This is a genomic window from Micromonospora sp. NPDC005206, assembly GCF_040608175.1.
GTDB lineage: Bacteria > Actinomycetota > Actinomycetes > Mycobacteriales > Micromonosporaceae > Micromonospora.
In genome coordinates this window covers 169,936-185,700 of the sequence record NZ_JBEXHU010000012.1, presented here as the reverse complement: position 1 = coordinate 185,700, position 15,765 = coordinate 169,936, and the positions used below count along the sequence as shown (strand labels likewise).

11 protein-coding genes are annotated in these 15,765 nt (G+C 70.5%); 9 read left to right on the top strand and 2 right to left on the bottom strand.

Annotated elements, in window-relative coordinates:
- The first annotated feature begins 1 nt into the window (after position 1).
- The 3 genes from ABZU69_RS19945 to ABZU69_RS19935 all read left to right on the top strand — a co-directional run bounded on the left by ABZU69_RS19945 (position 2) and on the right by ABZU69_RS19935 (position 2,760).
- Positions 2–1,423: an NAD(P)/FAD-dependent oxidoreductase gene (locus ABZU69_RS19945; protein ID WP_354965823.1), complete on the top strand. Its 1,422-nt coding sequence runs from the start codon at positions 2–4 to the stop codon at positions 1,421–1,423.
- Positions 1,424–1,594: 171 nt separating this feature from the next.
- A complete protein-coding gene (locus ABZU69_RS19940; RefSeq protein ID WP_354965822.1) occupies positions 1,595–1,951 on the top strand; it encodes a DNA polymerase ligase N-terminal domain-containing protein in 357 nt (118 codons plus the stop codon).
- Positions 1,952–2,043: 92 nt separating this feature from the next.
- Complete coding sequence (locus ABZU69_RS19935) at positions 2,044–2,760, top strand: alpha/beta hydrolase (RefSeq protein ID WP_354965821.1); 717 nt, start codon at positions 2,044–2,046, stop codon at positions 2,758–2,760.
- A 33-nt stretch (positions 2,761–2,793) separates the two neighbouring features.
- On the opposite strand, the gene ABZU69_RS19930 is transcribed toward ABZU69_RS19935, so the two are convergent.
- Complete coding sequence (locus tag ABZU69_RS19930) at positions 2,794–2,970, bottom strand: hypothetical protein (protein WP_354965820.1); 177 nt, start codon at positions 2,968–2,970, stop codon at positions 2,794–2,796.
- 723 nt (positions 2,971–3,693) lie between these two features.
- On the opposite strand from ABZU69_RS19930, the gene ABZU69_RS19925 reads away from it, so the two are divergent.
- The 3 genes from ABZU69_RS19925 (at position 3,694) to ABZU69_RS19915 (ending at position 8,274) form a co-directional block, all read left to right on the top strand.
- Positions 3,694–4,932 carry an MFS transporter gene (locus ABZU69_RS19925; RefSeq protein ID WP_354965819.1) on the top strand — a complete coding sequence of 413 codons (1,239 nt, stop codon included), beginning with the start codon at positions 3,694–3,696 and terminating at the stop codon, positions 4,930–4,932.
- A 172-nt stretch (positions 4,933–5,104) separates the two neighbouring features.
- A complete protein-coding gene (locus ABZU69_RS19920) occupies positions 5,105–6,643 on the top strand; it encodes an FGGY-family carbohydrate kinase (protein ID WP_354965818.1) in 1,539 nt (512 codons plus the stop codon).
- Positions 6,640–8,274 (top strand): fucose isomerase, encoded by a 1,635-nt coding sequence (locus ABZU69_RS19915; RefSeq protein ID WP_354965817.1) that lies wholly within the window; start codon positions 6,640–6,642, stop codon positions 8,272–8,274. The genes ABZU69_RS19920 and ABZU69_RS19915 overlap by 4 nt, the downstream gene beginning before the upstream one ends.
- 124 nt (positions 8,275–8,398) lie before the next feature.
- On the opposite strand, the gene ABZU69_RS19910 is transcribed toward ABZU69_RS19915, so the two are convergent.
- Entirely contained in the window at positions 8,399–9,397 is a 999-nt protein-coding gene (locus tag ABZU69_RS19910; protein WP_354965816.1) for a LacI family DNA-binding transcriptional regulator, read from the bottom strand.
- Between the two features lie 418 nt (positions 9,398–9,815).
- Here ABZU69_RS19910 and ABZU69_RS19905 point away from each other — a divergent pair, with 418 nt between their 5' ends.
- The 3 genes from ABZU69_RS19905 (at position 9,816) to ABZU69_RS19895 (ending at position 15,750) form a co-directional block, all read left to right on the top strand.
- Entirely contained in the window at positions 9,816–13,070 is a 3,255-nt protein-coding gene (locus tag ABZU69_RS19905; RefSeq protein WP_354965815.1) for a DUF2961 domain-containing protein, read from the top strand.
- Between the two features lie 80 nt (positions 13,071–13,150).
- Positions 13,151–14,689, top strand: coding sequence for a sugar ABC transporter ATP-binding protein (locus ABZU69_RS19900; RefSeq protein ID WP_354965814.1), 1,539 nt, complete (start codon positions 13,151–13,153; stop codon positions 14,687–14,689).
- Positions 14,686–15,750, top strand: coding sequence for an ABC transporter permease (locus ABZU69_RS19895; RefSeq protein ID WP_354965813.1), 1,065 nt, complete (start codon positions 14,686–14,688; stop codon positions 15,748–15,750). The genes ABZU69_RS19900 and ABZU69_RS19895 overlap by 4 nt, the downstream gene beginning before the upstream one ends.
- Positions 15,751–15,765 lie beyond the last annotated feature (15 nt).

Here is a 15,765-nt window from a genome sequence, read left to right as displayed (position 1 = left end):
CATGACCACCACGGAGTACGACGTCGTCGTGATTGGCGCCGGCCCGGTCGGGGAGAACGTCGCCGACCGGGTGGTGCAGGGCGGTCTGACCGCCGCGATCGTCGAGCGGGAGTTGGTCGGCGGGGAGTGCTCGTACTGGGCGTGCATGCCGACCAAGGCGTTGCTGCGTAGCGCGTCCGCGTTGCGGGCGGCGCGGCAGGTGCCGGGTGCCCGCGAGGCGGTGACTGGTGACCTCGACGTGGCGGCGGTGCTGAATCGCCGGGACTCCTTCGTGTCGCACTGGAAGGACGACGGGCAGGTGTCGTGGCTGGAGTCGGCCGGGATCGCGTTGTACCGCGGCCAGGGGCGGATCAGCGGCGCCCGGGTCGTCGAGGTGACCGGTGACGACGGTGTCACGACGAGGTTGACCGCGCGGCATGCGGTGGTCGTCGCGACGGGGAGCAGTGCGTTGCTGCCGGATATCCCGGGTCTGCGAGCGGCGGCGCCGTGGACCAGCCGCGATTCCGCCTCGGCCGGGTCGGTTCCCCGCCGCCTCGCCATCATCGGTGGCGGCGTGGTGGCGACCGAGATGGCAACCGCGTACTCCGCGCTGGGATCCGCGGTGACGCTGCTGGCCCGTGACGGTGTGCTGCCGCTGGTGGAGCCGTTCGCCGGTGAGCTGGTGACGAAGTCGTTGCAGGCAACCGGTGTGTCGATACGTCTCGGCGCGGAGGCCGTTTCCGTCAACCGCGACAACAGCGGAACCGTCCACATCGAGACCGCCGACGGCGAGCGGGTCGAGGCCGACGAGGTACTGGTGGCGATCGGCCGTACGCCGAACACCCAGGACATCGGCCTCGACAGCGTCGGACTGGCGCCGGGTGGCTGGCTGCCGGTCGACGACACCCTGCGCGTCGCCGGCGGTGGGGAGTGGCTGTACGCCGCCGGTGACGTGAACCGGCGGGTGCTGCTGACCCATCAGGGCAAGTATCAGGCGCGCGCGGTGGGCGACGTGATCGTGGCCCGGGCGAAGAGTGAGAAGGTCGAGGACGGCCGGTGGGGCCGGCACGCGGCCACGGCCGACGTGCGTGCGGTGCCGCAGGTGGTCTTCACCGACCCGGAGATCGCGTCGGTGGGGCTGACCGCGGCCGCGGCCGCGACGGCCGGACTGCGGATCCGGGTTGTGGACTACGACCTGGGCGCCGTTGCCGGATCTTCCCTCCAGGCCGACGGCTACAAGGGCCACGCCCGCATGGTCGTCGACGAGGACCGGAAGGTGATCGTCGGCTTCACCCTCGTCGGCCCGGACGTCGCGGAACTGATCCACGCCGCGACGATCGCCATCGTCGGCGAGGTCCCGCTGGACCGACTGTGGCACGCGGTCCCCGCGTATCCGACCGTCAGCGAGGTTTGGCTGCGGCTGCTGGAGACATACGGCCGCTGACGGTGAACCGAGCCCTCGTCCCGCCGCGGCGCCGTCGTGGGCGCGACCGCGCTCGCCCTGCTCGGTGCCGAACCGGCCAATCGGTGCGGCGGCGGGCGGAACGGGTCCCCTGATCGTGTCCGTCGTCCGCCGCGGTAGCGAGAGGGTGGGCGGGCGCCGACAATCGGAGGAGTGTCACTCGCCTTCGTGCTGCACCACCACCGCAAGCCACGACCGCACTTCGACCTGCGGCTCGAAGAGGGCGGTGTGCTGCGTTCCTGGGCGGTTCCCCGCGGCCTGCCGGACAATCCCAGCGACAACCGGCTCGCGATCGCGGTGGCCGACCACCACCTCGACCACCTCACCTACGAGGACGCTGACAAGTCGATCGCCGACATCGGTACGTGGGAAGAGCACGACCGCACCGAGCGTCGACTGCTGTTCACGTTGCACGGCCGCGCCGGCCGCCGACGGTACGCGCTAATCCGTACGGGCGAGGGGTGGCTGCTTCACCTGACGAAGGAGCAGCCCTCGGACGAGCAGCGATAGGGGCGGAATGTTTCACCCTCGCGTAACGGGTATTCGGGCGTACCGGCGCGGCCGGCGGGTGAACAGCGTCACGGAGTGAGGGAGCGCGTGTCATGCCCGATCCGCAGACCACCGTCGTCCTCGTGCACGGCGCGTTCGCCGAGTCGGCGAGCTGGAACGGTGTGATCGAGCGGCTGGGCGCCGCGTACGACGTGGTGGCCGCCGCCAATCCGCTGCGGGGCGTCGCAGGCGACGCCGCGTACGTGCGGGACGTGATGCGGGGGATCGGCGGCCCGGTCGTCCTCGTCGGCCATTCGTACGGTGGCATGGTGATCACGCAGGCCGCGGCTGACGAAACGTCGGTGCGGGCCCTCGTGTACGTCAATGCCTTGTGCCCGGACACCGGCGAGTCGGCGCTGTCGCTGTCCGGGAAGTTCCCCGGCAGCACGCTCGCCGACACGCTGGTGCAGTACCCGGTGCCGACCGGTGGCAACGAGGTGGCGATCGGCCAGGACGCCTACCATGCGCAGTTCGCCGCGGACGTGCCGACCGACCTTGCCGCGCTGATGGCCCGGACCCAGCGGCCGATCACCGAACAGGCCTTGAGTGACACGCTCTCCGGCGATCCCGCCTGGCGATCGCTGCCCAGCTGGTTCGTGTTCGGGGACGCCGACATGAACATCCCGGTCGCCGCGCATCGGTTCATGGCCGAACGGGCCGCCCCGCAGGGCCAGCGTGAGGTCGCTGGGGGCTCGCACGCGATGGCGGTGTCCCGGCCGAGCGAGGTCGCCGAGACCATCATCGAGGCGGTCCGGGGGGTGAGCGGCTGACGGTCGCTGGTCCTCAGCTGAGGTCGTGCAGCCTCACAGCCGGGATCTCAGTACCGCGACCTCGGGCCACGGGTCGAAGCCGTGCTCGACCAGCCAACGGACCGCCAGCAGGCTTCGCAACGACCACCACGCGCGGATCACGTCGAGGTCGACGTCGGTGCCGTAGCCAGCGACGACGTCGCCAAGGTGGTCCTCGTGTCCAAGCGTCAAGCTGGCGAGGTCGTACAGGGCATCGCCCCTGGCCCGCCTCGGACCAGTCGACCACGCCGGTGATCTCGTCAACATCGACGAACACATGGGCCACCTGCAGGTAGCCGTGCGTGAACACCGGTGTCCACGGCCGGAGCGCCGCCTCGGCAACCGTCGGTTGCGCGTGACCACGTCGGTGGGAAGGACGTCGTTCCTAACGAGCCACTCGCATTCGCCGTCGAGGTGCGATGCGATCTCGTCGAGGCTCCGGCCGGGCCATGGCGGCAGCGGCGCGTCGTGCAGCATCCGTGCGGCGGCACCCGCCGCGGCCCAGGCCGCCGTCGACGCGATCGACGGCTCGCCGAGGCGGCCGAGTGCCGTGCCTGGGAGGGCGGCGAGCGCGAGCACGGGCGGCTTCCGCCACAGGACCTCCGGAGTCGGGATCGGCGCCATAACCATCGCCTCGACCTCGACATCGGTGCGCATCTGGTCAGCGTCGATCTTCAGGAACACGTCGCCGACGCGCAGGGTCGCGCGCTCGTGATAGGGCGACGACGACCTCGACCTTATTCACCTTGGTCATTATCGCGGGATGACCACCGACGTCACCCGGTTTATCACGTGCGACTGCGCGGCTGACGTCGTGCTGCCCGGCGGCCTCGTGCACGACACCGGCCGTGACGAGTCGAGTCCGCATCGGTGAGGTCGACTCCTTCCCCACCCACCACTATAGTCAGTTCCATTATGAGACTTACTGTCTTCTGGCGTTGGTGGGTCGCCGGCACCACCAGTCACCTCGGCTCGGCAGTCGGCGCGGTGGCCCTGCCGCTGACCGCACTGACCGTGCTGGACGCGTCGGCGCTCGAAATGGGTCTGATCACGGCGGCCGGCTATCTCGCGTACCTGTTGATCAGCCTGCCGGCGGGGGTGATCGTTCAGCGCGTGCCACTGCGCGGCATGCAGGTCTCCCTGGATCTGATCCGGGCCCTCGCGATCGCGTCCGTCCCCCTGGCCTGGTGGTTCGAGGCACTGACGGTCGCCCAGCTGATCGCGGTCGCCCTGGTCGTGAGCTTCGCCAACGTGCTGTTCGACGTGGCGAACCAGACCTTCCTGCCGGAGATCGTGCCCGCCGCGCAGCTGCAGGCGCGCAACAGCCTCAACTCCGGTACGCACGCCGCCACCCAGCTGGGCGGGCCGTCCCTGGGCGGACTCGCGGTGCAACTGCTGGGTGCGGTGCCGACGCTGTTCGTGGACGCCGTCAGCTATCTGGTCTCCGCCGTGCTGCTGCGCACCCTCCCGGCCCGGCGGGTGCAGCGACCGGCCGAGCGGCCACCGATGGTCACGATGATCCGCGAGGGCTGGCACTTCGTACTCCGACACCCGATCATCGGGCCGGCCATGTGGGACGCCACCGCGACGAACTTCGTCTGCGGCGCGATGCTGGCCCTCTTCCCGTACTACCTGGTGCGCGAGCTGCACGCGTCGCCGCTCATGGTCGGGCTGCTGCTCGCCGCCGACGGCCTCGGCACGCTAATCGGCGCCGCGCTCACCACCCGGTTCACCGATCGGGTCGGCACCGCACGCGGCCTGATCGTCGCGGCCTTCGTCGGCGTGGCCGGCGCACTCATCATCCCGCTGGGCACAGGCACCGCCGCCTACCTCGCCTTCGCCGCCGGCAACCTCATCTTCGCCGGTTCCTCGGTGGTGCTCAGCGTGACCACCCGCACCTACCGGATGCTCGCCAGTCCGCCGGAGCTCCTGTCGCGGGTGATCGCCACGGTCAAGTTCGTCTCCTGGGGCGCCATCCCGCTCGGCAGCCTGCTCGCCGGCGCCCTGGCCGGGCCGATCGGTGCCCGCACCACTCTGCTGATCTTCGGTGGGCTCACCGTGCTGTCCCCGATCATCTACCTGTCGACCCCGATCCGCCGGCTGCGTGACCTGCCGCTCGACGCACCTCCGCAACCCGCCGAAGCTCGGGTGTGAACCGCACCGGCACGGCCTGCTGATCGGTTAACGATTTCTCGCTGAGCCTGCTCGAAGCCCGTTCCGTGGACCGGGTGTGGGTCGACGAAGGTTCGGCCTGGCGCCGGTGGCCGGAGAGATACGTGAGCGGCTCGGCCTTGATTCGGAAATCGATTGCTGGAACAGTGGCGCCATGAAGGTCGCGGCTGTCCTCGGCGTGGACATCGGCACATCGAGCAGCAAGGGCGTGCTCGTCGACATCGATGGCCGGGTCCTGCGGTCGTCCATCCGGACGCACGAGGTGAGCCGGCCACGGCCCGGGTGGGTCGAGATGGACGCCGACGTCTGGTGGCAGGAGTTCGTCTCGCTCAGCGGCGACCTGCTGGCACCCGGCGACGCCGAGGTCGTCGCGGTCGGGGTGAGCGGCATGGGCCCGTGCGTACTGCTCACCGACGCCGCGAACGTCCCGCTCCGCCCGGCGATCCTGTACGGCGTCGACACCCGCGCGACCGAGCAGATCGACCGGCTCAACGAGCGGTTCGGCGCGGACGAGATCCTGCGTCGGTGCGGCTCTGCGCTGTCCAGTCAGGCGGCGGGCGCGAAGGTGGCCTGGGTGGCCGACCACGAACCGGACCTCTTCCGCCGCGCCCGTCGGCTGTTCATGCCCAGCTCATGGCTCGCCGTCAAGCTCACCGACGAGTACGTGCTGGACCACCACTCGGCGAGCCAGTGCACGCCGCTGTACGACACCGACGGCCACGACTGGTACCACCCGTGGGCCGCCGAGATCGCCCCCGGGTTGATCCTGCCTCCACTGCGCTGGCCCGGCGATGTGGCAGGCCGGGTGACGGCGGAAGCGGCGGCGATGACCGGACTGCCGCCGGGCGTCCCCGTGATCACCGGAACCATCGACGCCTGGTCGGAGGCGATCAGCGTCGGCGCTCAGGGCGTCGGCGACCTCATGCTGATGTACGGCACGACCATGTTCCTGGTGCACACGGTCGCGGCCCGGGTCACCGACCCGGCGCTGTGGGGGACCGTTGGCGCCCTGCCCGGGACCCGCAATCACGCCGGTGGCCTGGCGACGTCCGGGGCGATCACGGCGTGGCTGCGCGAGCTGTTCGGCTCGCCGGACTATCCCGACCTGCTCCGCCTCGCCGAGGCCTCGGGTCCGGGCGCCCGAGGGCTGCTCATGCTGCCGTACTTCGCCGGCGAACGTACGCCGATCCTGGATCCGCAGGCCCGGGGCATCCTCGCCGGCCTCACCGTCTCGCACGACCGCGGTGACCTCTACCGAGCCGCGCTGGAGGCGACCGGCCTCGGCGTACGCCACAACATCGAGACCATCGAGGCGAGCGGCGGTGACATCCGGCGCGTCGTCGCGGTCGGCGGGGGCACCCGGGGTGGGCTCTGGACGCAGATCGTCTCCGACGTCATCGGACGCGCCCAGGTGATCCCCGCGCAGACCATCGGAGCCAGTTACGGCGCGGCGTTCCTGGCCGCGCAGACGGGGTGGACCGTCTCGATCGAGGCGTGGAATCCCGTCACGGAGGTTTGCGAGCCACGGGCCGAGTTCGTCGCCGACTACCACGAGCTGTACGGGCTGTATCGCGAGCTTTACACGAGTTCCAAGCGGGTCGCTCACGCGCTCGCCGCACGTCAGGTCCGTTTCCTGGCCGCCGCTCGGACGGACGCCAGCGAAGAGCAACGCACAAGAGGAGTCGCCCCATGACTAGTTACACGCTGCCCGTGCCCGCCAACCCGCCGTCGGCGGCACCCGGCACGGTCTACACGGTTGCCAGCGGCGATCTCCGGCTCAGCGCGAACGTCACCTGCTGGCCCACCCAGCAGAAATTGGAGGCGGACCTCACCGCAGCGGTCAACGCGCTCGGCTGGAAGGTCGAGCGCGGGCACGGCGTCGACGCGGGCAAGGGACACGGCTTCATCGACAGCCAGCGCGCGGGCATCGAGGTCTTCAAGCGGATCCCCGCCGACGCGCCACTGATCGTGGTCGAGGCCGTCTGGCAGTACAGCCACCACGTCCTGGCCGGGCTGCGCAGCCACCGCGGGCCGATCCTCATCGTGGCGAACTGGAGCGGCGAGTTCCCCGGCCTGGTCGGTCTGCTCAACCTCACCGCGAGCCTCACCAAGGCCGGCGTCCGGCACTCCGCGTTGTGGAGCCGGGACTTCACCGACGAGTGGGCGGTCGACGGGCTGCGGACCTGGCTCGAGACCGGCGAGCTGCGCCACGACACCAGCCACGTACGCGACCTGCCCGCCCTGTCCGGCGACCCGGAGGTCGCGCTGGGCCGGTCGCTGGCCGTCCAGCTCGCGACCGAGAAGGCGATCATCGGCGTCTTCGACGAGGGGTGCATGGGGATGTACAACGCCATCTTCGACGACGAGTTGATCAATCCGCTTGGCATCTACAAGGAGCGGCTGTCGCAGAGCGCCCTGGTCGCTGAGATGGCGCGGGTACCCGACGAGGAGGCCCGAGCGGTCCGCCGGTGGCTGGACGACGCCGGGATGACCTTTCACGTGGGCACCGACGAGGCCAGCGAGCTGACCGAGGCGCAGCTGCTCAGCCAGTTCAAGATGTACGTCGCCGCCCTGCGCATCTCCGACGACTACGGCCTGGACGCGGTGGGCATCCAGTACCAGCAGGGCCTGAAGGACACCGTCCCGGCGAGCGACCTCGCCGAGGGCCTGCTGAACAACGTCCAGCGGCCGCCGGTGCTCAGCCGCGACGGGAGCCGCGAACTGTACCCGGGGGCGCCGTTGCCGCACTTCAACGAGGTCGACGAGGGGGTGGCGGTCGACTCGCTCGTCACCAACCGGATCTGGACGGCGATGGGTCTCGACCCGGCGACGACGCTGCACGACATCCGGTGGGGCGAGCGGTACGGCGACGACTTCGTCTGGGTGTTCGAAATCTCCGGCTCGGTGCCGGCGTCACACAACGGTGGCTACGACAGGTCGTACAGCATGCGCCAGCCGCCGATGTTCTTCCCGTTGGGTGGGGGCACCCTGAGCGGGGTGTCGAAGCCGGGGGAGATCGTCTGGTCCCGGGTGTTCATCATGGACGGCGCGCTGCACGTGGACCTGGGCCGCGGCACCGTCGTCGAGCTGCCGGCCGAGGAGACCCAGCGCCGGTTGGACGCCACCACCCCGCAGTGGCCGATCATGCACGCCGTCCTGCACGGGGTCGACCGGGACCAGTTGATGGCGCGGCACAAGGCCAACCACGTCAACGTCGCCTACGCGCCGGATGCGGCGACCGCCGACAAGGCGCTGCGGGTGAAGGCGGCCATGTTCGCCGAACTCGGCGTCCGGGTGCACCTGTGCGGTGAGGTCAACCTCTGACGGCGGGCGCGTCACCTGAGTGACGGCGAGGGAACGGAGCCCGGTGGATGACGGGCGGGGAGCCTGACGGGCCAGTGGGGGCAGGCTCTCCGCCTCCACCGCGGGCGGCTGGCCACCCGCTCCGTCACCTCGGGCGGCTGGAGCTCTCGCGTACCTGGAGGCCTGTGCTGAGGGTGACGGTCGACGGCGGTCGCGCCGGGTTGGCGATCCGTTCGGTGAGCAGCACCCCGGCCGCCCGCCCCAGGTCGTATGTCGGCTGGGAGACGGTGCTCAGCGATGGTCTGACCAGGTGGGCCCAGGGGATGCCGTCGAACCCGACCACCCCGAACTCGGCCGGCACCTTGACCCCGCGGTCGACGAGACACTCGACCGCGCCGACGGTCATCAGGTTGTTCGTCGCGAAGACGCTGTCGGGCGGGTTGTCACTGTCGAGCAGCGAGGCCATGGCCCGATAGCCACCCTCCTCGCGGAAGTCCGCGTACCGCACCAGGTTGTCGGTCGCCTCCCGCTCGTGCGACCGCAACGCCCGCTGGTAGCCGCGGAGTCGCTGCGCGGCGGTGGAGATCCGGCGTGGACCGGTGATACAGGCGACCCGCTGGTAGCCGTTGTCGAGAAGGTGGGTGGTCGCCAGCTCGGCCCCGTGCACGTTGTCGACGAGTACCGTGTCGATGCTGACGCCACGCAGTTGACGGTCGATCGCCACGACCGGGATGCGCGCCTCGACGAGCCGGTTGATGACGGTCGGTCGGCCCGACGTGGAGATGATGACACCCGCCATCCGCTCGGCCAGAGCGGCGGCGATGTACCGGGACTCCTTCTCCGGGTCCTCGTCGCTGTTGCACAGGACCACGGAGTAGCCGGCGCCCTGCGCGACGTCTTCGACCCCTCGCACCATCGAGGTGAAGAAGGGGTTTCCAATGTCGGAGATGATGACCGCCCAGAGGCTGGTCTGGCTCAGGCGCAGGTTGCGGGCGACGGCGTTGGGGCGGTAGTCGAGCTCCCGCATCGCCTGCTGCACCCGCGCCGCCATGACTGGATCGACCGTGGTCCGTCCGTTCAGCACCCGCGATACCGTCGCGGGTGAAACCTGAGCCTGCCGTGCCACGTCATAGATCGTCGCCATGCGCCTCCATCCGCCTCCATTCGCTCGACTGGTCCGCCGCGGTGCTTCGGCGCGTCCGCCGAGCGCGCTCCGGTGCCGGAACCCGGCATCCTACGGGGGTCTGCGACGGTCACGGGTTGACGCTGAGCCGCAGGGTGTCACCGCGATCCACCACCACCTCGACTCACCGCAACGAGAATACGCCCGTGCGCCACGTGGTGCTGTGGCGTGCTCGCACGATCGAAGAAATCGTTTGCTCGTCTGAGCGAGGACGATAAAAGCAGGTTGGGTCGCTGTCAACAGCATCGGCCGTCGACACCGATCGAGGATTGACCGTCGCGTGGAGGCGTGCCTACCCTGATCGCTGTTGCAGTGAGAAATCGATTCCTTGCTCCACTGCACCGCGATCCGCCCCACCCACCGACGTGGAAGGCGATTCATGACACCCACCACCCCCGCACCGCGTACCTCCGCTCGCCGCCTGCTGCGCGCCGCGTTCACCGCGGCGCTGGTCGCCGGAACCGCCCTGGTCGGCCCAGCCGTGCCGGCCTCGGCTGCGGCGCACAGCCCCTCCGACAACGGTCCCACCGGATGGGACGTCTACCGCAGGCTCGACCGCCTCGCCGAACTTCCCGACGGACCACGGGCCTACCAGTTCTCGAGTTTCGACCGCGGTGGCGGCAACGACGACGGCTTCTCCGGCCAGTACTCGTGCCTGCGCACCGGCGCCGAGGGCTGCGTCCTCGCCGAGGCTGCCGGCGCCGGTGAGATCGACTCGATCTGGTTCACCCGCGACGAGGGCAACGTCTCCGCCACCGGCACCATCAAGGTCGTGCTCGACGGTGTGACCGTGCTCGACGCCAAGCTCCAGGACGTCGTGGACGGCAAGCTCGGCGCGCCCTTCGTCTACCCGGTCGTCGGCAACGCGGCGCAGAGCTCCGGCGGTGTCTACATCAAGGCGCCCATGACCTACCGCAGCTCGATGCGGGTGACGACCGAGAAGAACCCGATCTTCTACCACGTCACCTACCGCAGGTTCACCACCGCCGACGGGGTGCGCACCTTCGACCCGTCGGACCGCGCGTTGGACGTCATCGACCAGCTCAAGGCCGCCGGGACCCGCGACCCCAAGCGCCCGGAGCCCGGCGCGACCACCGCCGACCGGCAGTTCAGCGTCCCCGCCAAGGGCGCGGTGACCCTCGCCAGCGGCGTCGGCCCCGGCGCGATCAGCGCGTTGCAGCTGCGGATCCCGCAACTCGTCGGGCCGCCGACGCCGGTCGCCGATGACGGGCGCGCCTACGGCTCCGGCGGCGGCAGCGAATTCCGGGTGGCCGTCGACCCGGCGAACGCCGGAGTACGGCTGACCCGCCGGCTGGACCCGCACATCGGGCACCAGCGGGCGCAGGTCGTCGTGGATGGCGTGCCGGTCGCCGAGTGGCCGGCCAACGACCCGGTGCCCTTCGGCACCTGGCTCGACCAGACCGTCGACCTTCCGGCGAGTGCCACGGCCGGCAAGTCCACGATCACCATCCGGAACCAGTTCATCTCCTCAGACCTGGACGTCAACGAGTTCACCTACTGGGTCGACAGCCTCGTCGCCGGCACCGCCAAGCGGACCGACACCCTCGACCTCGGCCCGTCCCACACCGACGCCGAGGCCGCCCACAGCTACCGGATCACCACCCAGACCTGGCAGGGCAGCAACACCATGAGCTACCCGGCGGACGCCGACCGCAAGGCGGCCGTCGCGGCCTCCGACGCGGTGCTGCGGGACAGCCGGCTGCGCATCACCTTCGACGGCGAGACCACCGTGGACGCGCCACTCGGCGAGTTCTTCGGCACCGGCCTCGGGCTGCACCCGGTGCGATCGCTGATGTTCGGTGTCGATCCGGCGACCGCGACGTTGTCGGCCTGGTGGCCGATGCCCTACCGGTCACGGTTCAGCATCGAGTTGCGCAACGGATCCAGCGTGCCGATCACAACGTCGGCGGCCTCCGTGACCACCGCACGCTCCGCGCACTGGGCGCCGGCACTGCGCCCAACCGGCACGGCGGGACACTTCCGGGCCACCGCGACGAGCGCCGACACCACCCCCGGCGCCGACCACGCCTTCCTCGACGTCGCCGGCCGTGGAAAGTTCGTCGGTGTCACGCACACCATGGAGGGGCACATCCCCGCGGGCAACCAACGCAACTACCTCGAGGGCGATGAGCGGGTCTACGTGGACGGCGCGCAGAGCCCGAGCATCCACGGCACCGGGACCGAGGACTTCTACGAGAGCGGCTGGTACTTCAACCACGGCACGTTCTCGGCGCCCACCAACGGCAACCCGGCCCACGAGGTCAGCGACTACGGCTGCCAGTACGACTGCACCGGCGCGTACCGGCTGATGCTCGCCGAGGCGGTGTCATTCGCGACCGACCTGCGTTTCGGCATCGAGCACGGTCCGGGCGACCAGGATCCAGCCCGGTACGGCTCGACCGCCTACTGGTACGGGCAGGACACCGTCGCTCAGCGCTGGACCGACACCGTCGACGTCGGCGACGCCGGCAGCGAGTCGGCGCACGCGTACTCCTCCGGCGGCGAGCGCCAAGTCCTCACCGCGACCTTCGAGGGCGACGACGGCGCACCCCGGCCGGTCACCGACGACACCCGCGCCTCGGCCACGCCGATCCGGTTCCGGGTGGCCCTGGACCGGGACAACACCGGTGCCGTCCTGCGCCGGGTGGGGGACCAGTCCACCGGGTACCAGTCGGTGGCCGTGCAGGTCGACGGGCGGGACGCCGGCACCTGGTCGCAGCCGCTGGCCAACGGTTCGCACCGCTGGCTGGAGGACGAGTTCCGGCTTCCGCCCACGCTCACCCGCGACAGGTCGACGGTGACCGTCACGTTGAGGCCGACCGCCGGCGCCCCGACCTGGTCCGCGGCACGGTACGCGGTGCTGAGCGAGGTCACCCCCTTCGTCGACAGGACCAGGCCCAGCCAGGTCACCGGGCTCACGGCCACCAGCGCCACCACCAACGCGGTGGCGCTGGCCTGGCGGCCGGCCTCCGACGACGTGTACGCGCCGAGCTACCAGGTGTTCGCCTCGCGGAAGGCCGGGTTCACGCCCGGACCGGACAACGAGGTGGGCACCACGACACGGCCGAGCTTCGAGCACAGCGGTCTGGGCCTTCGTGAGACCTGGTACTACCGGGTACGCGCGGTGGACGCCGCGGGCAACCTCGGCGCCTACTCGGCGCCAGCGTCGGCCGCCACCGGCGACACGCTGCGGATCGAAGCCGAATCGCTGCTGCCCGCGGTCTCCGCCGACGCACCGGCGGAGGTGCAGGGCGACTGCTGCGGCATCCAATGGTCGCGGAGCGCACAGCTGTGGTTCCGACCAAACGCGCCGAACCGGAGTGTGACGGTGGCGTTCGAGGTGCCCACGACCGGCACCTACCAGCTGTGGCTGGTGCAGACGCTGGCGGGGGACTACGGCACCAACACGGTGGCGATCGACGGCACCGGGATCGGCGAGGCGTTCGACGCGTACCACTCGCCGGGGGTGATCGTCAGCGACCCGCTGGACTACGGCCAGCGGGAGCTGACCGCGGGCCGGCACACGCTCACCCTCACGGTGACCGGCAAGGCCGCCGCGTCGAGCGGCTACCTGGCCGGCCTCGACTACATCGAGGCTCGCCTAACCTCGTGACCGGTCGGAGTCGGAGGCCCAGAGCGCGGGTCTCCGACTCCGTCCAACCCAGATCCCGCAGACGAGCCACGAGGTGCCGCATGACAGATCGGCCGCTGGTCCGGATGACCGGCATCGGCAAGCGGTTCGGCGGCGTGCACGCCTGCCGCGACATCGACCTCACCGTCACCGCCGGTGAGGTGCACGCGCTGCTCGGCGAGAACGGAGCCGGCAAATCCACGCTGATCAACGTTCTCTCCGGTGTGATCACCGAGTACGACGGGACGATCGAGGTGGACGGGGAGCCGGTGAGCTTCGGCGGCCCGGCCGATGCGCAACGCGCTGGTATCGCGACCATCCACCAGGAGCTGGACCTGGTGGCCGGGCTGTCCATCGCGGAGAACATGTTCCTCGGGCGGGAGCCGCGCACCCGCCTGGGTACCGTCGACATCCGGGAGATGCGCCGGCAGGCCGCGGCGCACCTGCGGACACTCGGCGCCGACCTGGACCCGCGCCGGCTCGTGGGGTCACTGCGCGTCGGCGAGCAACAGCTGGTCGAGATCGGCCGGGCCCTGTCGCTGCGCGCGCGAGTCCTGATCATGGACGAACCGACCGCGGCACTGGCCGACGCCGAGGTCGAACGGCTCTTCGCGACGATCGCCGAGCTGCGCCGAGCCGGAGTCGGCATCGTCTACATCTCGCACCGGATGGCGGAGATCGAGGTCATCGCGGACCGGGTCACCGTGCTGCGCAACGGCAGCGTCGCCGGCACCGTCGACCCACGGGTCGCCTCCCGCGACGACATCATCCAGCTCATGGTCGGCCGGTCGGTCGACGCGCTCTTCGGCGAGGGCCGCAACGAACCCGGTGACGTGCTGCTCGACGTACGAGGGTTCGCCGTGACGCCCCGCCGGCCGGTACCCGGGCGGACCGAGCCGGCCGGCGTGGACCTCACGGTGCGCTCCGGAGAGATCGTCGGCCTCGCCGGGTTGATGGGCGCCGGGCGTACCGAACTGCTGGAGACGTTGTTCGGCGCGGGCGGCTCCGGCCGGCACACCGGCCAGGTGCTGATCGGCGACCGACCGTACCGCCCGGGTGGGCCCCGGGCGGCACTGGCGCACGGGGTGGCGTTCGTGCCCGAGGACCGGCGCGGCGCGGGGCTGATGCTGGAGCACTCCGTGGCGGACAACGTCGTGCTCTCCGCGCTGTCGTCGCTGACCACACTCGGGCTGGTACGCCGCCCGCTGCTGCGCCGAACGGTCGCCGCACAGCTCACCACCCTGGCGGTGAAGGCGGCGTCACCGTCGATCGCCGTGGCCACCCTCTCCGGCGGAAACCAGCAGAAGATCGTGTTCGCCAAGCAACTGCTGATGCGTCCGCGACTGCTCCTGCTCGACGAGCCGACCCGAGGGGTGGACATCGGCGCCAAGGCCGAGATCTACCACCTGCTGCACCGGCTCGCCGACTCCGGCATGGCGATCCTGCTCGCCTCGTCGGAGCTGCCGGAGCTGCTGAGCCTCTGTGACCGGGTGGTCGTCCTGCACCGCGGTCGCACGGTTGCCGTGCTGCCCCGCGCCTCCGCCACCCAACAAGCCATCCTCGCCGCGGCCAACGGGGACGACGTCAAGGAGTCTCGATGAATCCGCCCACCCCCACCAGCCTCGCCGAATCGCCGCCGGAGACACCGCCCCGCCGCCGGGCGATCCGACTGCCGAACGACCGGCAGGCGATCGTCGACAACTTCTTCCGATTCCAGAGCCTGTTCGGGCTCGTCGCTGTCTTCCTCATCGCGATCGCCGTGTCGCCGTCCCGCAACGGCGAGAACGTCTTCCTCAGCTCCGGAAACCTCGCCAACATCGTCCGGGCGGTCTCGGAGATCGGCATCATCGCCGTCGGCATGACGTTCGTCATCCTGATCGGCGGCATCGACCTCTCCGTCGGGGCGGTGCTCGGGCTCGCCGCGGTCGGGTCGGCCACCCTGATGGTCGACAGCGGCCTGGGCATCGCGCCGACGGTCCTGATCGTGCTCTTCATCGGCACCGCGTTCGGGGCCACCCAGGGCGCGATCGTCGCCCGCCTCGGGATCCAGTCCTTCATCGTCACCCTGGCCGGCCTGCAAGCGGCCCGGGGCATCGCCCGGATGTGGTCGGGCGGGCTGGGCATCCCGATCGCCTACGGCGACGGGCCGCAGGAGGCGCCCGAGACGTTCTCGCTGCTGAGCGGCTCGATCAACGGGGTACTACCGGTGCCGGCCCTGCTCTTCCTCGCCATCGGCGTCGGCGCGCTCCTCGTGCTGCGCAGCACCGCCTTCGCGCGACACGTCTACGCCATCGGCGGCAACGAAAAGGCCGCCCGGCTCTCCGGCGTGCCCGTACGGCGCGTCCGGGTCACCGTCTTCGCGATCTCCGGCCTGCTCGCCGCGCTGGCCGGGATCATCCACGCCGGTCAGCTCAACCAGGGCAGCCCGAACGACGGTGCCGGCTACGAACTGGACGCGATCGCGGCCGTGGTCATCGGCGGGACGAGTCTCGCCGGTGGCAGTGGATCCATGGGCGGCACGATCGCCGGCGCCCTGCTGCTCGGGATCCTGAACAACATCCTCGCCCTCAACAACATCGACGCGAACGTGCAGCTGGTCGTCAAGGGACTAGTCATCGTCGCTGCCGCCGCGTTGCAGAGGCTTCGTCCCCGCATCGCCTGACCCACCACCACCATG